21 protein-coding genes, 1 tRNA gene and 1 pseudogene are annotated in these 21,873 nt (G+C 64.5%); 7 read left to right on the top strand and 16 right to left on the bottom strand.

Annotated elements, in window-relative coordinates:
* Positions 1-29: 29 nt before the first annotated feature.
* The 4 genes from argH (at position 30) to CIC12_RS16185 (ending at position 4,680) form a co-directional block, all read left to right on the top strand.
* Positions 30-1,436: an argininosuccinate lyase gene (gene argH / locus CIC12_RS16170; RefSeq protein WP_168665112.1), complete on the top strand. Its 1,407-nt coding sequence runs from the start codon at positions 30-32 to the stop codon at positions 1,434-1,436.
* A gap of 388 nt (positions 1,437-1,824) precedes the next feature.
* Entirely contained in the window at positions 1,825-2,364 is a 540-nt protein-coding gene (locus tag CIC12_RS16175; RefSeq protein ID WP_168665113.1) for an energy transducer TonB family protein, read from the top strand.
* A 606-nt stretch (positions 2,365-2,970) separates the two neighbouring features.
* A complete protein-coding gene (locus tag CIC12_RS16180) occupies positions 2,971-4,278 on the top strand; it encodes an MFS transporter (protein ID WP_168665114.1) in 1,308 nt (435 codons plus the stop codon).
* 222 nt (positions 4,279-4,500) lie between these two features.
* The gene (locus CIC12_RS16185) at positions 4,501-4,680 is read left to right on the top strand and encodes a hypothetical protein (RefSeq protein WP_168665115.1); all 180 of its coding nucleotides are present in this window, start codon (positions 4,501-4,503) and stop codon (positions 4,678-4,680) included.
* A 19-nt stretch (positions 4,681-4,699) separates the two neighbouring features.
* Here CIC12_RS16185 and CIC12_RS33645 read toward each other — a convergent pair whose 3' ends face one another.
* The gene (locus CIC12_RS33645) at positions 4,700-4,831 is read right to left on the bottom strand and encodes a hypothetical protein (RefSeq protein ID WP_274597559.1); all 132 of its coding nucleotides are present in this window, start codon (positions 4,829-4,831) and stop codon (positions 4,700-4,702) included.
* 628 nt (positions 4,832-5,459) lie between these two features.
* The gene (waaC, locus tag CIC12_RS16190) at positions 5,460-6,464 is read right to left on the bottom strand and encodes a lipopolysaccharide heptosyltransferase I (protein ID WP_168665116.1); all 1,005 of its coding nucleotides are present in this window, start codon (positions 6,462-6,464) and stop codon (positions 5,460-5,462) included.
* A gap of 212 nt (positions 6,465-6,676) precedes the next feature.
* Here waaC and CIC12_RS16195 point away from each other — a divergent pair, with 212 nt between their 5' ends.
* A complete protein-coding gene (locus CIC12_RS16195; protein WP_168665117.1) occupies positions 6,677-8,098 on the top strand; it encodes a chloride channel protein in 1,422 nt (473 codons plus the stop codon).
* A gap of 216 nt (positions 8,099-8,314) precedes the next feature.
* On the opposite strand, the gene CIC12_RS16200 is transcribed toward CIC12_RS16195, so the two are convergent.
* The 13 genes and pseudogenes from CIC12_RS16200 to CIC12_RS16255 all read right to left on the bottom strand — a co-directional run bounded on the left by CIC12_RS16200 (position 8,315) and on the right by CIC12_RS16255 (position 17,850).
* The gene (locus CIC12_RS16200) at positions 8,315-8,623 is read right to left on the bottom strand and encodes a YXWGXW repeat-containing protein (protein ID WP_168665118.1); all 309 of its coding nucleotides are present in this window, start codon (positions 8,621-8,623) and stop codon (positions 8,315-8,317) included.
* A gap of 401 nt (positions 8,624-9,024) precedes the next feature.
* Entirely contained in the window at positions 9,025-9,279 is a 255-nt protein-coding gene (minE, locus tag CIC12_RS16205) for a cell division topological specificity factor MinE (protein WP_008922443.1), read from the bottom strand.
* A gap of 14 nt (positions 9,280-9,293) precedes the next feature.
* On the bottom strand, positions 9,294-10,109 hold the full coding sequence (gene minD, locus CIC12_RS16210) for a septum site-determining protein MinD (RefSeq protein WP_007175863.1): 816 nt from the start codon (positions 10,107-10,109) through the stop codon (positions 9,294-9,296).
* Positions 10,110-10,213: 104 nt separating this feature from the next.
* Positions 10,214-11,050, bottom strand: a complete 837-nt coding sequence (minC, locus tag CIC12_RS16215; RefSeq protein ID WP_168665119.1) for a septum site-determining protein MinC — start codon at positions 11,048-11,050, stop codon at positions 10,214-10,216.
* 232 nt (positions 11,051-11,282) lie between these two features.
* Entirely contained in the window at positions 11,283-11,816 is a 534-nt protein-coding gene (locus CIC12_RS16220) for a GNAT family N-acetyltransferase (RefSeq protein ID WP_168665120.1), read from the bottom strand.
* A 187-nt stretch (positions 11,817-12,003) separates the two neighbouring features.
* Entirely contained in the window at positions 12,004-12,789 is a 786-nt protein-coding gene (map, locus tag CIC12_RS16225; protein ID WP_168665121.1) for a type I methionyl aminopeptidase, read from the bottom strand.
* Positions 12,790-13,023: 234 nt separating this feature from the next.
* Positions 13,024-13,311, bottom strand: coding sequence for a hypothetical protein (locus CIC12_RS16230; protein WP_168665017.1), 288 nt, complete (start codon positions 13,309-13,311; stop codon positions 13,024-13,026).
* Entirely contained in the window at positions 13,226-14,164 is a 939-nt protein-coding gene (locus tag CIC12_RS33770) for an SAM-dependent methyltransferase (protein WP_446728017.1), read from the bottom strand. Before CIC12_RS33770 ends, CIC12_RS16230 begins: the two co-directional genes overlap by 86 nt.
* Positions 14,165-14,173: 9 nt before the next feature.
* A pseudogene (locus tag CIC12_RS33880) lies at positions 14,174-14,218 on the bottom strand (hypothetical protein); the annotation flags it as partial.
* A 99-nt stretch (positions 14,219-14,317) separates the two neighbouring features.
* A complete protein-coding gene (locus CIC12_RS16240) occupies positions 14,318-14,698 on the bottom strand; it encodes a hypothetical protein (protein ID WP_168665018.1) in 381 nt (126 codons plus the stop codon).
* A 112-nt stretch (positions 14,699-14,810) separates the two neighbouring features.
* Positions 14,811-14,900: transfer RNA gene (locus CIC12_RS16245), tRNA-Ser, on the bottom strand.
* Between the two features lie 184 nt (positions 14,901-15,084).
* Positions 15,085-16,380 (bottom strand): serine--tRNA ligase, encoded by a 1,296-nt coding sequence (gene serS, locus CIC12_RS16250; protein ID WP_168665123.1) that lies wholly within the window; start codon positions 16,378-16,380, stop codon positions 15,085-15,087.
* A 156-nt stretch (positions 16,381-16,536) separates the two neighbouring features.
* Positions 16,537-17,850, bottom strand: a complete 1,314-nt coding sequence (locus tag CIC12_RS16255; protein WP_168665124.1) for a replication-associated recombination protein A — start codon at positions 17,848-17,850, stop codon at positions 16,537-16,539.
* A 321-nt stretch (positions 17,851-18,171) separates the two neighbouring features.
* On the opposite strand from CIC12_RS16255, the gene cytX reads away from it, so the two are divergent.
* The gene (gene cytX, locus CIC12_RS16260; RefSeq protein ID WP_168665125.1) at positions 18,172-19,488 is read left to right on the top strand and encodes a putative hydroxymethylpyrimidine transporter CytX; all 1,317 of its coding nucleotides are present in this window, start codon (positions 18,172-18,174) and stop codon (positions 19,486-19,488) included.
* 109 nt (positions 19,489-19,597) lie between these two features.
* Here cytX and speB read toward each other — a convergent pair whose 3' ends face one another.
* Positions 19,598-20,587 carry an agmatinase gene (gene speB / locus CIC12_RS16265; protein WP_168665126.1) on the bottom strand — a complete coding sequence of 330 codons (990 nt, stop codon included), beginning with the start codon at positions 20,585-20,587 and terminating at the stop codon, positions 19,598-19,600.
* Positions 20,588-20,768: 181 nt separating this feature from the next.
* On the opposite strand from speB, the gene CIC12_RS16270 reads away from it, so the two are divergent.
* Complete coding sequence (locus tag CIC12_RS16270; protein WP_168665127.1) at positions 20,769-21,689, top strand: LysR family transcriptional regulator; 921 nt, start codon at positions 20,769-20,771, stop codon at positions 21,687-21,689.
* Positions 21,690-21,873 lie beyond the last annotated feature (184 nt).

Consider the following 21,873-nt stretch of genomic DNA (forward strand, 5'->3'; position numbering starts at 1 on the left):
GCTCAACTGCCGCTTAACTGCCCAACACCATGACGTCCCAACTGCACAAAAAAGGCGAAGCCTGGTCGGCTCGCTTCTCGGAGCCGATGTCGGAGCTCGTCAAACGCTATACGTCGTCGGTTTTCTTCGACAAGCGTCTGGCGCTCGTCGATATCGAAGGGTCGCTCGCGCACGCCTCGATGCTGGCCGCGCAGAAGATCATCGCCGCCGACGACCTCGCCGCGATCCAGCGCGGCATGGCGCAGATCAAGGGTGAAATCGAACGCGGCGAGTTCGAGTGGCAACTCGATCTGGAAGACGTGCACCTGAACATCGAAGCGCGCCTGACCGCGCTGATCGGCGATGCGGGCAAGCGCCTGCACACCGGCCGCTCGCGCAACGACCAGGTCGCGACCGATATCCGTCTGTGGCTGCGCGGCGAGATCGACCGGATTGGCGGCTTGCTGACCGAGCTGCGCACCGCGCTGCTCGACATGGCGGAGAAGAACGCGTCGACCATCATGCCGGGCTTCACGCACCTGCAAGTCGCGCAGCCAGTCACGTTCGGCCATCACCTGCTCGCCTACGTCGAAATGTTTTCGCGCGACGCCGAGCGCATGCTCGATTGCCGCAAGCGCGTGAACCGCCTGCCGCTCGGCGCGGCGGCGCTCGCCGGCACCAGCTATCCGATCGACCGTCACGCGGTGGCGCAGACGCTCGGCTTCGACGGCATCTGCGCGAACTCGCTCGATGCGGTCTCCGACCGTGACTTCGCGATCGAATTCACGGCGGCGTCGGCGCTCGTCATGACGCATGTGTCGCGCTTCTCAGAAGAGCTCGTGCTGTGGATGAGCCCGCGCGTCGGCTTCATCGATCTGGCCGACCGTTTCTGCACCGGTTCGTCAATCATGCCGCAGAAGAAAAACCCGGACGTGCCCGAGCTCGCGCGCGGCAAGACCGGCCGCGTGAACGGCCATCTGATGGCGCTGCTCACGCTGATGAAAGGCCAGCCGCTCGCGTACAACAAGGACAATCAGGAAGACAAGGAACCGCTGTTCGACACCGTCGATACGGTGGCCGACACGCTGCGGATCTTCGCCGAAATGGTCGCCGGTATTTCGGTGAAGCCGCAAGCGATGCGCGATGCCGCGTTGCAAGGCTTCTCCACGGCGACCGACCTTGCCGACTACCTGGTCAAGCGCGGCCTGCCGTTCCGCGACGCGCACGAAGCGGTCGCGCTGGCCGTGCGTATCTGTGCGGATCGCGGCTGCGATCTCGCGGACCTGACGCTCGAAGAAATGCGCGCCGAGCTGCCGAACGTCGCGCATCTGATCGGCGAGGACGTGTTCTCGTACCTGACGCTCGAAGGCTCGGTCGCGAGCCGCAATCATCCGGGCGGCACTGCGCCGGAGCAGGTGCTCGCGGCGGTGAAGGCTGCACGTGCGGCGTTGAAGTAACGAAAGTGGCAGGAGGCGGCGCGACAGGTTAGCCAGCGCCGCTTACCGTTCGCATCACGCATGCTAGAGGAAGGCGGCCCCGTCAGCGGGTTCGCCTTTTTTATTTGCCGGGCCAGGTGGGCCCGCAGCAGTCTGCTGCGAACGCGTCGCCGCACAAAAAAATAAAGCCCGCACGAAGCGGGCTTAAAAAAAGACTTCCACCGATGCCTCCCGAAGGAGGCCATCGAAGTGTATGCGTGTTCCGTGCGCCGACCAACCCGCCTCATATTTCCGGCTATTACACGCGAGCGCGGCGGTACGTCGAGGCCCATTGCGGGCGAACGCCGATTGCATCCTGGCGGGTTTTGACTACCATCAAAGCAGGTCCTCTCCATGCTTTGCGCCGACGATGATCACCCGCTCGCGTCACCTTCTCAGCCTGACCGGCCGCTGCGCGGCCCGCGCGGGCGCGGCGCCATCGCGCGCGCGGCAGGCGCTGCTCACCATGGCGCTGGCCGCCGCCGTGGCCGGCTGCACGATCACGCTGCCGCCGCACGAGGCCGCCGTCAATACGCCGGTAGCCGCAATCAACAGCGCGACGCTCGATCAGTATCGCGAGGCGGTCGCGCGGCGCATCACCGAGCGCAATCCTTCATACGTGCTGCGCGGCACGCCGCAGGCGATGCTGCGCTCGCTGGTGGTCGTGTCGTTCACGGTGGATCGCAACGGGCACATCGTGGAGTCGTCGGTGTATCGCACCAATGGCGACGATGAAACCGAGAGCACCGCGCTCGCCACGCTGCGGCGCGCCGCTCCGCTGCCGCACCCGCCCGGCAAGCTGCTGAATGGGCGCGGCCAACTCGAACTGTTCGAAGACTGGCTGTTCAACGACGACGGCAAGTTCCAGTTGCGTGAGCTTGCTTCGCCGCAAGCGCAGACGATCGATTGAAAGCGGATGGCTTTGCGGCGCGCGGCGCGACTGTGCACGTCAGGCCGATGTCATTACGATTGCATCGCAGCCTGGCAACCGCCTCGCCACAATTGCACCGCACACGGCGATCCTTACGCCGTCATTGCTGCTCGGCGCCCGCGCTCGCTATAATTTTCCGATTCCCTGCGCCGGAGCCTTCCGGCATGGCTCACGCCGCCCGGCTACCCGCCGGCGCGACGCGACGCCCGATTGCAGCGCCGCCGTGCCATCCGCGCGCGCCGTCTGCTTGATGTGCGATGCACGCGACGTCTGATGCTCAGGTTTGACGCCCGATGGCTCATACCGGGCAGTCAGCGCGTCGTGCCGCACCGGCCGCCTCGTCATCCGCACGCGTCATGCAACCCACCTGGTTATTCCCCTGGTATGGCCACTGTCGCGCGCGACCTGGGTGGGCTGCCGTTGTAAGCTGTCGCTTCATCGCCCGCGCCGCACGTGGCTTCACTGAGCCAGCGAGCGGCGCCGGGCTGGCGAACCCAAAAAGATGCCGCCCGGCACGCGCCGTCGAGCTTCGACGAATGTCGACGCACGGCGCCCCGGCGGCCCTACGATACCTGGAGACCCTGCATGTCCACATCGCCGATTTCCTCGGCCCAGCCCAACGCAAGCGGGCAGAACAGCAGCGCGCGGATCATCTTCGCGAGCTTCATCGGCACCGCGATCGAGTTCTACGATTTCTACGTCTACGCGACCGCTGCGGCGCTCGTCATCGGACCGGTGTTTTTCCCGCATAGCTCGACGACCGCCCAGGCCTTGTCGGCCTTCGTCACGTTCGGCATCGCGTTCATCGCTCGGCCGATCGGCTCGTTCCTGTTCGGCCACTTCGGCGACCGCATCGGCCGTAAATCGACTCTGGTCGCCTCGCTGCTCGTGATGGGCCTGTCGACCACGCTGATCGGCTTCGTGCCGGGCTACGACTCGATCGGCAGCCTCGCGCCGATCCTGCTGTGCGTGCTGCGCTTCGGCCAGGGCATCGGCCTCGGCGGCGAATGGGGCGGCGCGGCGCTGCTCGCCACCGAAAACGCGCCGGCCGGCAAGCGAGGGTGGTTCGGCATGTTCCCGCAGCTCGGGCCGTCGATCGGCTTTCTCGCATCCAACGGGCTGTTCTTCGCGCTGGCCACGTCATTGAGCGACGAGCAGTTCCGCAGCTGGGGCTGGCGCGTGCCGTTCATCGTCAGCTCGGTGCTGGTCGTGCTCGGCCTGTACGTGCGCCTGAAAATCGCCGAGACGCCCGCCTTCCAGGCCGCCATCGAGCGCAAGGAACGCGTCAAGGTGCCGATCGCCACGCTGCTGTCGCAACACTGGGTGCCGACTGTGCTAGGCGCACTTGCGATGGTGGTCTGCTACACGCTGTTCTACAACGCGACCACGTTCTCGCTGTCGTACGGCGTGTCGGTGCTGCATATTCCGCGGCAGACGTTCCTCGGCCTGCTGTGCATCGCGGTCGTGTTCATGGCGCTCGCGACGCCCCTGTCGGCGCGGGCGAGCGACCGCTTCGGGCGCAAGCCGGTGCTGATCGTCGGCATCATCGCGGCAATTCTGTCGGGCTTCACGATGGCGCCGCTGCTTGGCAGCGGAGAAACGCCGCTGGTGCTGCTGTTTCTCGTGATCCAGCTGTTCCTGATGGGCGTGACCTTCGCGCCGATGGGCGCGCTGCTGCCGGAGCTGTTTCCGACCAACGTGCGCTATACCGGCGCGGGCGTCGCATATAACCTGGGCGGGATTCTCGGCGCCTCGGTCGCGCCGTATATCGCCCAGGTGCTGTCCGCGCACGGCGGGCTGCCGTGGGTCGGCATGTATGTGTCGGTGGCTGCGGCGGTCAGCCTGATCGGCGTGCTGTGCATGCGCGAAACGCGCGACGCGCGCCTGATGTAACGCCGTAGACGGCATCGGCGCACGGGTCCTCTGCCGATGCCTCAATTGCAAAGCCGCCCGGCGCCTGATGGACACGCCGTGGCGGCATCCGTTGCCCTTGCGCTCAAGCTCGGCTTTCGTTCTGCTTACCGGGCATTCTCTGGGTAAATCCCCTGCCTTGCGCGCCTTTTTGACTTGCCTATACTCAGCTTGAACAACCCTAAGGCAAGCAGGGAGGCCCGGATGAACATTCATCTTCACAACTCGGACATCGTGATGATCATCGCGCTCGCGCTGCTCGGTGCGCTGCTGCTCGCGTTGCGTTTTCGTCCGGCGACATGGAAGGGCATCGTCGTCGAAGCAGTGGCTGCGAACGCGGCTGCCATTGCCGCGGTAGTCGCGTTCGAAATGCTGATGGCCTGAGCGGCGTATCCGCGGTGGCTTACCGGTAGTAATAGCCGCCGTGATGGTGGTAGCCGCCACCGTAGTAGCCCGGCGCCGGGGCAACGATGCAGCCGCCGAGTGCCGTTGCGAGGAGCGTGCCGGCGGCGAGGGTCAAGATCAAGCGTTTCATATTGTTCTCCATCGAGTCGAGATTCATTCGAGCCAAATCCCCGAATGACCCGATTGGACACGACCTCGACCCACGGGAACGTTGCGATTTGTAAGGGAACATCACCAACGCGTTACATGATCGGTGCGAGTAACTCGCCCGCTCCGAAGCATCGGAGGATCGGTTCACGTCGGCGGAAATCAGCGCCTATACTGCGTTGAACGTGCATGAATTGCGTGCGCGCGCCCGCTGGCGTGGCGCAGGCGGTTCAAGCCATGGCGGGATAGGCACGGGTTTGCGCTGCGGCGCACGCTAGGCCAAAGCCGCCAGACATGCGAACACAGCCGGCATAAGCAATGACGCACTCAACGGAAAGCGACAGATTTAACAGGCGTGTAATGTGCGAGGAGCGCCGCGAATCTCACGCTGACCGACACTGAGATCGGAACGCGTAGCCGGACCGCTGCATCAGGCAGCCGATGCAGGTTCCGATTTTTGCAATGATTTCCTCTCCGCCCGCCGTTCCCCGACACGGGCGTTTTCGGAGGCGTTACGTCGCAGCGCCCGGTGGATTGGGCGGATGCGCGTCACGCCTCTTTTCTTTTCGAGCAAACGATTGCGCCACCAGCAGGACGCCGCCGCGACTCGCTCACGCGATGGCCGAACGCGGCTCGTTGGCGCGCTCATGCGGCTTGCCATGCACGTAGTCGATCGCGTCGAGTGCGGCGCTGACCGGCGGCACCGAATGGCCGTCACCGATCGAGATGGAACGATTCGGCGATTCGACGCCGCAATGTGACGGCGACGTCGCCACGAAGATCATCACAGTGCGCTTCTGCAACGCGTGAGCAAGATGGACGAAGCCCGTGTCCGTGCCGACCACCAGCGCGCACGCGTCGATCATCTGCGCGATTTCGGTCACGCTCATTTTCGGCAGCACATTCGCGCCCGGCACCTGCGCGGCGATCTTCTCCGCCTCGGCGCGTTCGGCGTCCGAACCCCACGGCAAGACCACGCGAAAACCGCGTCCCGCGAGGTCGAGGCCGACCTCGACCCAATGACTCAGCGGCCACTTCTTGTCGTCTTTGGAGGTGGCGTGGAAAAACGCCGCGACCGGCGCGCTGTCCGCGGCGAACGGCGCGCTGGCCGGTTCAGGCAGGCGCAGATTGTAGACGGGCGGGCCGTCCACCTCGTAGCCGAGCGCCTCGCCTGCGCTGATGCGCATGCCGTGCCAGGCATTGCCTTGCGGACGCGGGCCGAATCGCCCGGTATAGGCGAAGGCAGCGCCCCGCTCGCCCAGATCCTGGGACTGGTAGCCGATACGCCGTGACGAGCGTGCGAGGAACGCGATGATCGCGCTCTTGTAGACACCGTGAATGTCGATGATGGAATCGTAGCGATACGCGCGCAACTCGGCGATGGACGCCCAGATGGCCTTGAGGTCGCTCCAGTTGCGCGCTTTCTTGAAGCGGCGCAACGGCGCGCACAGCACGCGGTCCACGCTTTCGCTCCAGTGCACGAGTTCGGCGAAAGCCTCGTCTGCCGCCCAATCGACCTGAACGCCTGGAAACGCGCGCTTGATATCGGCGACGACCGGCAGCGCCTGCACGATATCGCCGAGTGAGGTGACCTTGACGATGAGGACTCGCTTCATTGAAGACCTGTTAGTTGTTCAAAAATCACATCATTTTAGCCGACGATTGAAATCTTTTTGCCACATCGCATTGGCCCGCACGCCTCAATCGCAATACCGCGCATTACGTCACGCGTCTGCGACGCGACGATTCTGCGGCATTTCAAAAAACTTTTCATACGCGTTTGCACGCGCGCGGCGCTCTATACTTTACGCTTTCGCGCCAGCCTGCCATGCCCAAACTCTTCTCTCTGCGTCCATCCGTCCTCCTGCGCCGCGCTAAACGCCTCTGGCGGCAGTACGGCATTTTCTGGCTCGGCGCGATCGCCGTTGGCCTGATCGCGGTGCTGTATGCCCGCCTGATCGACTGGGGCTACGCCGAATTCCGCTCCTTGCAGCAAGGGCACGCATGGGCGCCGCTCATCGTCACGCCCGCGGTCGCGGCGCTCGCCGTCTGGCTCACGCGCACCTTCTTTCGCGGCGCCGAGGGCAGTGGCATCCCGCAAGTGATCGCGACGCTGCATTCGAAACCCGGTCCCTACGGCGAACGGCTGCTGTCGTTCCGGATTCTGTTCGGCAAGATCGCCGTGTCGTTTCTGGGGATTCTGGGCGGCTTCACCATCGGCCGTGAAGGACCGACCGTGCAAGTCGGCGCGGCGCTCATGTTCAATCTGCGGCGGCTCTATCCGCGCTCCAATGCCCAGATCGAGCGGCAACTGGTGCTGGCCGGCGCGGCCGCGGGCTTATCCGCCGCCTTCAATACGCCGCTCGCCGGCATCGTGTTCGCCATCGAGGAACTGACGCGCAGCTTCGAGGCGCGCGCGAGCGGCGTACTGATTACGGCGATCATCATCGCCGGCGTAATCGCGCTTGGGCTGAACGGCAACTACACGTATTTCGGCACCATCCAGATCGGCGTGCACTTCCCTGACCTGCTTGCGCTCGCGGTGTTGCTCACCGCGCTCGTCACCGGCATTGCCGGCGGCGTGTTCGGCTGGCTGCTGCTAAACACCGCGCGCTGGATTCCCGCGCCGCTGCGTCGATTGCACAGCGAACGGCCGGTCGTGTTCGCCGCGTTGTGCGGTTTCACGATCGCATTGGTCGGGCTGATTTCGGGCGGCACGACCTTCGGCAGCGGGTATGCGGAAGCGCGCGGATTGCTCGACGGCCATGAGCGCCTGTCGGTCTTCTATCCGTTCCTGAAGATGATCGCGATGATCGGCTCATACCTGCCCGGCATTCCGGGCGGTATCTTCGCGCCGTCGCTGTCGATCGGGGCGGGCTTCGGCAATCTGCTGCACATGGTGTTCGACTCGATGCAGTTGCCGATGCTGATCGCGCTCGCAATGGTCGGCTATCTCGCCGCCGTGACGCAGTCTCCGATTACGTCGTTCGTGATCGTGATGGAGATGATCGACGGCCACGCGCTGGTGATTTCGCTGATGGCCACCGCGTTGATCGCGAGCCGCGTGTCGCGCCTGTTCGCGCCGCCACTCTACGAGTCGCTGGCGCAACGTTATATGGCGCCGCTGCCGCAGCCGACGCCCGCGCCAACGCCCGAAGTCCCCGAGGTGCTCGACGTGCCCGAACCGGCAATGGAGCCGGTCGACGGCGAGCCGCCTGCCGAAGACAGCGCCGACACGCCGCGTCAATAAACGACGACGCGCGGCGCGTGCACATACAACGGCCGGGCCGGCACGATGACACAGCCGGCCAGTATCACCGCCAGCGCGGCAAGCAGAAGCAGATTCTTTTTCATCACGTGTTTTCCTGAAGCGACGGGCGCGCGCTACGCGGCGCCCGTGTTGTCGAACGGGTGAAGGCGACGCGAGCGAGATCGAACGCGCCGTGCCTTGCCCGACGTTCTCGCGTTACGCCCAGTGGCCCTGCACCCACCGGTAGTGCGGACCCTGCGAGACCCAGTGGCCCGGTACCCAGTGATAGCCGATGCGCTCGGCCTGCCAGTGTCCCGCGACCCAGACGTAGCGGCCATGATCCCAGCGCCAGTGACCGTGGTCCCACACGTAGCCGGCTCGCGCCGCGGGCACGGCTTCGTCACGCACAGGCGGCGGCTCGGACGGCGCGATCACGACCACTTCGGCCGACGCGCACGCCACAGCGGCGGCACCAGCCGCGATCAACACGGTATGGGTCAGCAGCAAGCGAAAGGTTCTGTTCATGATTTCCCTCTCTGATTAAACACCGGATACGGCGTTATCCGTTTAATGCGCGAGGGCTGCGACCGGCTGACGGTGCGCGTGTAACGGCACACGCTGAAGTGCAACGGTTTATTTCGACGCACGGACTGCGCATGGGAAAGCGTCAGGACGGGCTTGCGCGACACTTAAAGACGCGGCTGGGCCAGCGACGCAGCGCGGCTCGCGACGGCTCGAAGAAAACGAGGGGGAAATGAAACGGCAGGAAACGGCAGGAAACGGCAGGAAACGGCAAGGAAACGACTGGCAGCCGCGCACTCGACAATCACGCAGCGAACACCGCACGGCGCCACGTCATCTCAACGCAACACCGCGCGGCGTACATCGGCTGAAACCAGCCGCAGAACAGAACCGCTTGCGGCCGCTCAGGCCTGCGGTATTTCGATCTTGACCTCGAGCACTTCGAGATCGTCCTGACGCTCGAGACTCACGCGAATATCGTCATCGGAAATCTTCACGTACTTCGAAATCACGGCAACCAGTTCACGTTGCAACGCAGGCAGATAATCGGCGGGCGCGTGGCCGCCGGCGCGCTCGTGCGCGATGATCAACTGCAGGCGTTCCTTCGCTACCGACGCGGACTTCTTTTTCTCTCCCAGCAAAAACGAAAGAATCGACATTACGTGCGCTCCCCTTACTTGGTGCCGAAGAGGCGCTGCAGCAGCCCGGGCTTCTGGTAATCGGTAAAGCGAAGCGACTTCTGCTCGCCGAGAAAACGCGACACGACATCCTTATAGGCTTCGGCCACGTCGGTGCCGTCCAGATGCACGGCGGGCAGACCCTGGTTGGACGCGTGCAGCACCGCTTCCGATTCCGGAATCACGCCGATCAGATCGATGCGCAAAATTTCCTGAATGTCGGTGAGCGACAGCATTTCGCCTTCGCTGACGCGCTTCGGGTTGTAGCGGGTGATCAGCAGGTGTTCCTTGATCGGCTCCTTGCCTTCGATCGCGCGCTTGGTCTTCGACGACAGGATGCCGAGAATGCGGTCCGAGTCGCGTACGGACGACACTTCGGGGTTGGTCACGATCAGCGCTTCGTCGGCGAAGTGCATCGCGAGCAGCGCGCCCGATTCGATACCGGCCGGCGAATCGCAGACGATGTATTCGAAGTCCATCGCGATCAGGTCGTTGATGACCTTCTCGACGCCTTCCATCGTCAACGCGTCCTTATCGCGCGTCTGCGAGGCCGGCAGGATGAACAGGTTCTCGCACTTCTTGTCCTTGATCAGCGCCTGGTTCAGGTTGGCTTCGCCCTGGATCACGTTGATCAGGTCGTACACCACACGGCGCTCACAACCCATGATGAGATCGAGGTTACGCAGGCCGACGTCGAAGTCGATCACGGCGGTTTTGCTGCCACGCAGTGCGAGGGCCGATGCAAAGCTCGCGCTCGTGGTCGTCTTGCCCACGCCACCCTTGCCCGAAGTCACCACAATGATTTTTGCCATTACCCTTACCTTGTGTTCGTCAAATTCATTAATTATGTGCGGCCATATTTGCCGCGAAACGCCGCGCGCCGGATTCGTTTAGCGCCGCACCCGTTTCGCGTCACTTACGTGAGCCGCAGCGGTTCGATCATCAGCTTTTCTTCTTCGAGCCAGATCTGCACCGGCTTGCCGAGTACATCGGATGGCAGCGGGTTCTCGGTCGTTCGATAGATGCCCGCGATCGAGATGAGTTCCGGTTCGAGACACGTGCAGAAAATGCGCGCGTCGTGATTGCCCTGCACGCCGGCCAATGCCCGGCCACGCAGCGGCGCGTAAATATGGATGTTCCCTTCCGCGATCACTTCCGCGCCGTAGCTCACAAGACCGAGCACGACCAGATCGCCCTTTGCGTAGATGCGTTGACCGGAGCGCAACGGCTTCTCGACCACCATCGTTTGCGACGACGTGGCGAGACGCACGGGCTCGGCGGCGACAGCCGGCTCGAGCGCAGTGGGGGAGCCGGATTCGGGGACCTCGGGCGGAAGCAGGCTCGCCTGGGCCGGCGCGTCTGCCGCCGGCGCAGCACCGCTCGTGCCGCTTGCCGCGTCGGTGCTGCCTTCGTCGGCAGGCTTCGCCACCGCGCCGCGACGATCGCGCGCTTCGAGCAACGGCAGCGCCGATTCCGCCGCCCACTTCTGCTGCGCGTCGGCGACCACGCCGACCGGACGCATGCGCACGCTGTCGAGCAGTTGCGCGATGTCGGCAAGCCGCACGCGTTCGTTGTCGGCGAGACGCCGCACGTCGATCGCGACGACGTCGTTAGCGAAAAACTCGGGGGTCGCCTCGAAGCGCCGGGTCAGCTCGGCACGCATGGCATCGAGGTCGGTCGTCTTGACCACGAACAGGAGCGTATCGACCGAGCCGCTGCGGAGTTCGAAAAAAGGCGATTTCTTGGGCGACATAGCGTTCGGCAAAAAATTTTGCGTATTTTACAGGCGTCCACGCGCGCGGCCAGCTTTTTTGCCGGTGAATGCACGACCTCGACGAGCCACCTCGATCGACGCAACCACGCACAGGGCGTTCGGGCCGCGCCATGGCCAAGGATCGGGCTGCTCGCAAGACCGGGAGCCGGCCACGATTGCTGGACTGACGCGGAGGGGATTCGAGCGGCAGACTGTTGGGCCGCTCGCGAGATCACTGCTGGGACGCCTGTGAGGTGCTCGGCACGTGGCGCACCAGCAGACTTTCGACTTGCTCGGGCGCGCGTTCGACACGCCGGTGTTCGCCGGTCGGACCGAAGCCGAGCGCCTCGTAAAAGCGCATGGCGTTGCGGTTGGCGTCGGCGACCCACGCGTAGATTTCCGTCGCGCCTTCGCCGGCGAGCCAATGGCCGGCCGTGTCGACCAGCAGTTCGCCGCCGCGCAGATGACGCACGGCCGGCGCTACCCACAACTCGCAGACGAACGCGCGGCGCGCGGCGGTGTCGTCGAAATGCGCTTCGATCAGGCCGGCCGGGTGGCCTTCGGTGTAGAGGATGAAAGTGGCAACGGAGAACGAAACCGCGCGCTCCACGGCGGTGGTGTCGAAACTGGCTGCATCGGCCGACAACGCGTCTTCGAGCGTCGCGCCGAAGGCATAGGGCGCCTCGCGTAGCGACGCAGTACGGAGTTCGCGAAAAACGGCGCCCTGATCAGCGGCGATACGGCGAACGGTCAATGACGGACTCATGCAGACGAAAACCCCTTGAAACCCTAAGGCGTAGCTTTAACCGAACCGGCGCGCGAGTCAAATCATTATTGACCAGACCGCGCCATGGCTCGACGATTCGCACGCGGCACGCACAAAGCCACGGCATGTCATGCCGGCGGCATAGGCTGCCAGCTGCAAGCAGCCAGGTGTTGCGTGCGCTGCGTACTCACGGCGCTTCGTAGCTACCGGTGCCATCCGGCCAGGGCGTCAGCAGTTCATAACCGTCGTCCGTGACGGCAATCATGTGCTCCCATTGGGCGGACAGCGAGCGGTCTTTCGTGACCACCGTCCAGCCGTCGCGTTGCACGCTGGTGCCGGCGCGGCCGGCGTTGATCATCGGCTCGATCGTGAAGACCATGCCCGGTTTCAGGCGCACGCCCTGCCCCGGCTGGCCGTAATGCAGCACTTGCGGGTCTTCGTGATAGACCTTGCCGATGCCATGCCCGCAGTAGTCGCGCACGATTGAAAAGCCGTCGCGCTGCGCGACTTTCTGGATTGCGTAGCCGACGTCGCCGAGCGTCGCGCCCGGCTTCACTTCGCGGATGCCGGCGAGCATCGCCTCGTAGGTCGTGTCGATCAACTGGCGTGCCACCGTGCTCGGCTGGCCCACGCAATACATGCGGCTGGTGTCGCCGAAATAGCCGTCCTTGATGATTGCGACGTCGATGTTGATGATGTCGCCGTCCTTCAGAATCTCGCCGCGATTCGGGATGCCGTGGCACACCACCTGGTTGACGGACGTGCAAACGGTCTTGGGAAACCCCAGATAGCCGACATTGGCCGGAATCGACTTTTGCGTGTTGACGATGTAGTCGTTGCACAGCGCGTCGAGTTCGTCAGTGGAGACGCCGGCCTTGACGTGCTCGCCGATCATCGCCAGCACGTCGGCCGCGAGGCGGCCGGAAATGCGCAGTTTGGCGATGTCGTCGGGAGTCTTGTAAGTAATGGCCATGAATTCAATCGATGTGAGTCGGATGGGGTTCGAGGTTCGGCGCAGGACGCCGGGCCGCCGCAAGCGGCACGGCAAAAGCAGGCCCACGCCGGGATCGATCGGCCAATTGTACAGAGGATCGCCGCCCGAGCCCGGCAAAATGGGCCGAACGGGCTAGCCGGGCGATCGTGTGACGGCGGTGGATGGCAGGTGGAATCCATCGCGCCCGCCCGTCCGCGCTTCATGCGACGGGTCTCAAACGGTGTACGTCGCTGCGCGAATTGGCACGCGTGCTGGCTCGCCCATAGTCCCGGCACGAGAACCGGCAGCGCACCGGTCAGTCGGCTTTGGGGAGTACGACTGCATGACGTCGGTGCACCCTTCGTCGAAGCCTTGCGCGTGGATCGTATCGAGTTGCGCTTCGAACGCGTTGCGCCAGCGGCGCAAGGTCTTCGCGTCATCGCGGCCGAATGCCAGCGACGTGCACGCCGCCAGCCTGGCGCGCCACGCCGCGTCGGCGAAACGCTGTGGACTCGGCAACATGCCCCCGCAAGAATGAAATCACGGATAAAGATCGCTCGTCGCGCGATAAGCGGCGAGTGCGAGTCGTCGATCGTGATGGTTTGCACCAGCGCGCGCGCCGGGACGCAGACGCTCGCGCAGCATGCCGAAGCACGGCGGCCAGAAGGTCTCGCAGACCGCCTCGAACATTTCGATCGAGAACGATGCCGTCGTACTGTCCCGTCAACGTCCGGCAGTCGCGCAATTCGAGTTGGACCCGGCTGCCGAGCCCTGCCTCGTGCGCTCGCGCCTGCGCAAATTCGAGCTGCGCCGGCGCGATCGTCGCGCCGTGCAGGTCGATGCCCTGTCGCGCCGCGTGCAGCGCAAAACCGCCCCAGTCGCAGCCGGTTTCGAGAACCCGCATGCCCGCAGGCAAAATCTCGCGTATCGATGAAGCGTTGATACTTCGCACGCTGTGCGTCTTCGAGCGAGGGTTGAAGATCGCTGTCGAACACTGCGCTCGAGTAGGTGAACGTCGGTCGAGCCACTGTGCGTAGAACGCGTGGCCGATGTCGTAATGCGCGTGAATATTGCGCCGGCTGCCCGAGCGCGTGTTCGGCCTGAGCCGATGGCGCAGCCCGTACCGGAACTGCGCGAAGCAGCCACCGTACACGTGAGTTGCAGCGCGCGCTCGTTGCGGATCGCGACGCGCGACAGCGTGGCGAGATGGGGCGTGTCGACCCGCCACGCGCGCCACGCGTCGGCGAAACCGATATCTCCTTGCGCAGGATCGCGCCGCCAGCGCACCAGTCACGCAACTCCAGACGCGCCCGGCATCCCATGCGGATCGCCGAACATTGTTGTCGAGTGGGAGACGGTCCAGATCGAAGCGCACGTAGAACAGCGGATAAGTGAAGCAATGACGCTTCCGACGTAGCCGCGCGTGCATCACACCGCAGCTGAGGAGCCACGCGGCGGGCGTGAGGTTGGCGACGTCGGCGGCGACGCGGCTTACCGACGCGGCTTACCGACGCGATGCGAGTATGCGTCATAGCCTCGTCCATCCCGGCGCCGCGTTGAAATCGGCGGCAACGCGCAGCGCCGATTTCAGACCGTCCCCGTGAAATCCGTAGCCGGTCCGCACACCCGCGAACCACGTGCGGCGTTTGCGGCTCGCCCATCGACGCGCGCGTTTGCATCGCGATTTCGAGGTTGTGCTCGGCGCCGCTGTGCGCTGGTAGCTCGACGTGTCGCCAGAGTATTCGCCCGCCGCACTCCAGGCCTTCGCGTACTTGTATTCGATACCGCCACCGTAGTGCAGACGGATGTGCGGCCAGGAAGCCGTCAAGCCAACGCGTGCATACGACACGATGTTCCCATTGATCGGCGTGCCGATCTTCAGGTCGCACAGCACTTCTTTGTCGAGCACTGACGCCGCCGCGGTACTCTCCGAGGAACGCACGAAGCAAGGCACGCGAACGCTTCCGACTTCCAAAAGCAAAACCCCCGCTGCACTTTCGTTCAGCGGGGGTTTTTAAATGTGGCGGAAAGGGTGAGATTCGAACTCACGGTACCCCTAAAGGTACACTGGATTTCGAGTCCAGCGCATTCGACCACTCTGCCACCTTTCCGTGTTTTCCGGCTCACAGCGACCAAGCTGTTTCGTCAGAACCAAGCGGGTCGTTGCTTGGGAGAGAAAGATTATAGAACAGCTAAATCTGTTTTCCAAGTCCCTCGTCAAAAAATTTTCCAAGAGGCTGGCCAATCACATGGCACGCCGCGGCGACCCCTCACCGCATTGTCGTTGCAAGCAAATTAGGCCGCCGACACTTCCAGCCGCGCCACACCGCCGAGGTACGGCTGCAACGCCGTCGGCACCGTCACCGAGCCATCGGCATTCTGGTAGTTCTCCAGCACGGCCACGAGCGTGCGGCCCACCGCCAGCCCCGAACCGTTCAACGTATGCACCAGCTCCGGCTTGCCCTGGGCGTTGCGATAGCGCGCCTGCATCCGGCGAGCCTGGAACGACTCGGTGTTCGAGCAGCTCGAAATCTCGCGATAGGTGTTCTGCGCCGGCACCCACACTTCCAGGTCATAAGTCTTCGCGGCCGAGAAGCCCATGTCGCCCGTGCACAAGGTGATCACGCGATACGGCAGTTCCAGCTTCTGCAAAATGGCCTCGGCGTGGCCGACCATCTGCTCCAGCGCGTCGTACGACGCTTCCGGCGCGACGATCTGCACCATCTCGACCTTGTCGAACTGATGCTGGCGGATCAGGCCGCGTGTGTCGCGGCCATACGAGCCCGCTTCCGAACGGAAGCACGGCGAATGCGCGGTCAGTTTGATCGGCAACGCGTCTGCTTCGACGATGCTCTCGCGCACCGTGTTCGTCAGCGAAATCTCCGACGTGGAGATCAGATACTGCGTGACCGTGTTCTCGTCGCCGCCCTTCTCGACGCGAAACATGTCGTCGGCGAATTTCGGCAGCTGGCCGGTGCCGTACAGAATCTCAGGATTGACGATGTACGGCGTGTACACCTCGGTATAGCCGTGCTGTTGCGTGTGCGTGTCGATCATGAACTGCGCGAGCGCGCGATGCAGCCGCGCAATCTGTCCGCGCAGCAGCGTGAAGCGCGCGCCCGACAGCTTCGCGCCGGTCTCGAAATCGAGCCCGAGCGGCGTGCCGACATCCACGTGATCCTTCACCTCGAAATCGAACTGGCGCGGCGTGCCCCAGCGGCGCACTTCGACGTTGCCGGCTTCGTCGTCGCCGGCCGGCACGCTTTCGTGCGCGAGGTTCGGCACGCCGAGCAGCAGGTCCGACAGACGCTTCTGGATATCGTCTAGCTTCGCCGCCGACGCCTTCATCTCGTCGCCGATGCCCCCGACTTCGGCCATCACCGCCGAAGTGTCCTCGCCCTTGCCTTTCATCGCGCCGATCTGCTTGGACAGGCTGTTGCGGCGCGCCTGCATTTCTTCGGTACGGGTCTGGGTGTCGCGGCGTTCCGCTTCGAGCGCGGTGAAAGCCGCCACGTCGAGGGTATAGCCGCGGTCGGCGAGGCGTTTGGCGATGCCGTCGAGGTCTTTGCGCAGCAGCTGAATGTCGAGCATGGGATGGGACGGGTATTCGTTGTATGAAGGTGGGATTTTAGCGCACCGGCGCGCGCGGCCGGTGCGTTCGATGGTCGACGCGCGCGGATCGCCGCCTCGGCCGACACCGCCGCGACCGCAATGGCGCAATGGGCCGCGCCGGAAAACCGGCAACGCTCAACCCTTCTTGCGCTTGTTCTCGCTGCGCCATTGCGCATCCAGTTCGGCCAGACGCGCCATCTTGTCGCCGATCTTGCCTTCGAGCCCGCGCGGCGTCGGCTCGTACCAGCGCGGGTCGCGCATGTTCTCCGGCAGATAGGTCTCGCCGGCCGCATACGCGTCGGGTTCGTCGTGCGCGTAGCGATACTCGTGGCCGTAGCCAAGCTCCTTCATCAGCTTGGTCGGCGCGTTGCGCAGATGCACCGGCACGCCGCGCGACTGATCCTTGCCGACGAAGCGCCGCGCTTCGTTATACGCGTTGTACCCGGCGTTCGACTTCGGCGCGACCGCGAGATAGATGATCGCCTGCGCCAACGCCAGTTCGCCTTCCGGCGTGCCGAGGCGCTCGTAGGTTTCGGCGGCATCGAGCGCGATGCGCGCGGCACGCGGGTCGGCGAGGCCGATGTCCTCCCACGCCATGCGCACGATGCGGCGCGCCAGATAACGCGGGTCCGCGCCGCCGTCGAGCATCCGGCAGAACCAGTACAGCGCGCCGTCGGGGCTGCTGCCGCGCACCGATTTATGCAGCGCGCTGATCTGGTCGTAGAATGCGTCGCCGCCTTTGTCGAAGCGGCGCAGGTTTTCCGCGAGCGCGCTGCCGAGCAACGCACCGTCGATCTCCGTGGTCTTTTGCTGCGCGGCCGCGCGCGCGACGATTTCGAGGTTGTTCAGCAGCTTGCGGCCGTCGCCGTCTGCGGAACCGATCAGCGCGTCGCGCGCTTCGTCGGTGAACGTGAGGCCGCCGAGTTCCTGTTGCGCGCGCTCGAGCAGTTCGCGCTGTTCTTCGTCGGTGAGGCTCTTGAGCACGTAGACCGCGGCCCGCGAGAGCAACGCGCTGTTCACCTCGAACGACGGATTCTCGGTCGTCGCGCCGACGAACACGAACAGTCCCGACTCGACGTGCGGCAAGAACGCGTCCTGCTGGCTCTTGTTGAAGCGATGCACTTCGTCGACGAACACCAGCGTCTGATGGCCGTTCGCGCGATGAATCTGCGCGGTCTCGACGGCTTCGCGGATATCCTTCACGCCCGAGAGCACCGCCGACAACGCGATGAACTCAGCGTGAAACGCATCGGCCATGAGCCGCGCGAGCGTGGTTTTGCCGACGCCCGGCGGGCCCCAGAGGATCATCGAATGGGCTTCGCCGGATTCGAACGCGACCCGCAACGGCTTGTTCGGGCCAAGCAGGTGCTTCTGGCCGATCACTTCGTCGATATGGCGGGGCCGCAGGCGTTCGGCGAGCGGAACATTGGCACGGGTTTCTTCAAACATGACGTTTTGGGGATAATCTCGGCTTTTCCGGACGCGGTCCGTGGGAAGGCGGCGTGCTGCCGGATGAGCGCAAAGCCGGCACGTGAAGGTGCGGGCAACGTCCCGCATTATGACAGTGACGGCGTGCGTACGATGGCTGCGCGGCGCGGCGGCGCGACCCGGGCGGCAGCGCGCGCCGGAAGTTCGGTCATGAGGACCGCAGCGGCGCACACCACCGCGGCGTGAAAGGCAAATGCAAACATAACAGAACAAGCCACCCGGCACGCACACCGCCGGGCGGCATGGCAAGCAACGTCGCAACACCAACAGGGACAACTACAGATGGCACAAGATCCTCTCGCCGGCGATGCCGGTTCCACCTACGCGCCGCTCACGCCGGTGCCCGACGCGCGCCGAGCGTTCCGCACCGGCGACGCGTTCGCGCTCTGGTTCTCGCTCGGCATCGGCCTGCTGGTCGCGCAGGCCGGCGCGCTGCTGGTGCCGGGATTGTCGCTGCCGCACGCGCTGCTGGCGATCGTGATCGGCAGCGTAATCGGCGTGGTGCTGCTCGCGCTGGCCGGCGTGATCGGCACCGACACGGGGCTCGCGGCGATGTCGTCGCTGCGCCCGACGCTCGGCGTGCGCGGCGCGTCGGTGCCGGCGGTGCTCAACGCGGTGCAACTGGTCGGCTGGGGCTCGTTCGAAGTGATCGTGATGCGCGATTCCGCCGACGCCCTCGCCAAACAGTCTTTCGGCCTGTCGATGCCGCTGGTCTGGACCATCGTGTTCGGCCTGCTCGCGACGCTGCTGGCGATCAGCGGCCCGCTGTCGTTCGTGCGGCGCTTTCTGCGCAAGTGGGGCATCTGGCTGCTGCTCGCGGGCGCTGCATGGCTCACGTGGAATCTGCTCGCGCGCCACCACCTGGCCGAGCTGATGCGCCGGCCGGGCACTGGGGAGATGTCGTTCGGCGGCGCGATCGACCTCGTGGTGGCGATGCCGCTGTCGTGGCTGCCGCTGATTGCCGACTACACCCGCTTCGGCCGGCAACCCGGCGAGACGTTCCGCGGCACGCTGCTCGGCTACGGCATCGCGAACATCTGGTTCTACGCGCTAGGCGCGGTCTACGGGCTCGCGGCCGGCGGCGGCGACGCGCTGCTGACCAGCGCGCTGGCCCAGGCGGGCGGCGGCCTTGCGCTGCTGCTGATCCTGATCGACGAAATCGACAACGCGTTCGCCGACATTCACTCGGCCGCCGTTTCGACCGGCACGTTCTGGACACGCGGCAGCGTGCCGTTGCTGTCGGCGGCGTTCGGCGCGCTGTGCACGCTCATCGCGCTGCTCGTGCCGATGGCGAAGTATCAGAACTTCCTGCTGCTGATCGGCTCGGTGTTCGCACCGCTGTTCGGCGTCGTGCTGATGGATCACTTCATCGTGCGCAAGCGCCGTATCGAGGCCGCCGTGCTCGCCGACGTGCGTGGCCGTTACGGCTTCTCGGGCGGCTGGCATCTGAGCGCGTTCATCGCGTGGGCGATCGGCATCGCCTCGTATCAGGTGATCAATCAATGGCTGCCGAATCTCGGCGCGACCTTGCCGTCGCTCGTGATCGGCGCCGTGTGCTACTACGTGTTCGTGTCGGCGCGTAAGACGGCATACGCCTGACGCATCGGGCGCGTTGTCAGCGCGAGTCGGCTGACGAAGAAAAAGCCTGCATTAGCAGGCTTTTTCTTTTGCGCATGAGGCTCCACGCGTTCTGCCCGGTTCAGTCACTTCAACGCACGGCGGCGCGATATTCGACACCCGGCAGCACGCATAGCAATTCAAACGCGAGATTCGCGCCGAGGAGCGCGGTCGTACCGAACGGATCGTACGGCGGCGCCACCTCGACCAGATCGCAGCCGACGATGTTCAAGCCGCGCGCACCGCGAATGATCTCCAGCGCCTGCGGCACCGTCAGGCCCGCGATCTCCGGCGTGCCCGTGCCCGGCGCGAAAGCCGGATCGATCCCGTCGATGTCGAACGTGATGTACACGGGGCCGTCGCCCATCCGCTCGCGAATGCGCGTCATCAGCGGCGCGAGCGACTGATTCCAGCATGCCTCCGCCTGCACGACCTCGAAGCCCTGATCGCGGCACCAGTCGAAGTCTTCCGCCGCGTAACCGGTGCCGCGCAAACCGATCTGCACGACTCGCTCGCAATCGAGCAGCCCCTCCTCAACCGCACGGCGAAACGGCGTGCCGTGCGCAATCTTCTCGCCCATCATCGTGTCGTTGACGTCGGCGTGCGCGTCGACGTGAATCAGCCCGACCTTGCCGTGCTTACGGTGAATCGCGCGCAGGATCGGCAGCGCGATGGTGTGATCGCCGCCGAGCGTGATCGGCTTGCAATCGTGCTGGAGGATTTCGTCGTACGCGGTTTCGATCCGCGCGATCGAGTCGTGCAGGTTGTACGGATTGATTGCGACGTCGCCGAGATCGGCCACGCGCAGAAAGTCGAACGGCGCGGCGCGGGTCGCCATGCTGTAGGGGCGCAGCAGCACCGATTCGCTGCGGATCTGGCGCGGCCCGAAGCGGGCGCCCGTGCGGTTCGACGTACCGAGATCGAACGGCACGCCGACGAAGCACGCGTCGAATCCGGCAGCCGAGCCGATGTTCGGCAGCCGCATCATCGTCGCGATACCGCCGCAGCGCGGCATCGCGTTACCGGACAGCGGTTGCGGCCGTTCGCCGGCTTCGGGGGAAATGAAGGAGGAAGTATTCATCGTGGCTCGGCAATGAAAGAGATTCGGCGCGAAAAATCGGCGGAAATTGGCCGAAACGCGGCCAAAATGCGACCAAAACAGCGCGCCTTTTGGAGGAACTCCAATTCTTGAGCCATTTCCCGCCAACTTAAATAGCGGTGGCGCATCCTTCACATCGATCCACGGCGATGTATGCTGAAGCATGTTCTCCCAACTCACCGATCTTGACCTGCGGCTGATTCGCGTCTTTCTCGCTATCGTCGACGCGGGCGGAGTTTCGCCCGCCCAGGCGACGCTCAACATCGGCCAGTCGACCATCAGCACCCAATTGGCAACGCTCGAAACGCGCCTCGGCTATCGCCTGTGCGCGCGCGGCCGCAGCGGCTTCAGTCTGACCGCGCGCGGCGAGCAGTTCATCGAGGCCGCCCGCGCGCTGCTGTCGGCCGTCGACGCCTTCGGCATGCAGGCGCGCAACGTGGGCCGCACGCTGGTCGGCACGCTCGACATCGGCATGATCGGCCATACGCCGGTGTCGGCGAGCGCGCGCATCAGCGACGCGATCGGCCGTTTTCGCGCGCGCGATCAGTCGGTGCGTTTTTCGATTCTGGTGCGCTCGCCGGGCGAGCTGGAAGAACTGCTGCTCAATGGGCGGATTCAGATCGGCATCGGCTATTTCTGGCATCGCGTGCCGTCGCTCGAATACACCGAGGTGTTCGCCGAGGACCAGTTCGCCTACTGCGCGAAAGGTCACCCGTTGTTCGCGCAGGCGGGCGACGTATCACCTGAAGAGGCCGCACAGAATGAATGGGCATGGCGCAGTTATCCGTTGCCCGAAGCGGAGAGTTCGACCACGCCGCAGAACGTCACCGCGGTCGCGGACAACATGGAAGCGGTTGCGATGCTGGTGCTGTCATCGCATCACCTCGGTTATTTGCCGGGGCATTTCGCGGCGCCGTTCGTCGCGCAAGGGCTGCTCGCCGCGTTGAATCCGGTGCAGATGCGCTACCGCGTCGCGTTTCACATGGTCACGCGCACGCGCCAGCATCGGACGGAGATCGTCGAAGCATTTATCGACGATATGAAAGCCGCACATGCGCTACCCGTTCCGATGGGGGACGAGTAGCGCGTCCTACAGCGCTCGTACTTGTGACGAGCACCCGAAAATCAAAAAGCCGCGCCCGAAGAGCGCGGCTTTGTTGCTGCCTGCGTGCAAAGCTATGTCAATCAGCAGGCTTATCCGTTGATCACATCCGCGCCCTTCGGCACCGTGAACTTGAATGCATCGGTGGGCAGCGGCGGGTTCTTCT

It is taken from the genome of Paraburkholderia sp. SG-MS1 (assembly GCF_012275575.1).
Lineage (GTDB): Bacteria > Pseudomonadota > Gammaproteobacteria > Burkholderiales > Burkholderiaceae > Paraburkholderia.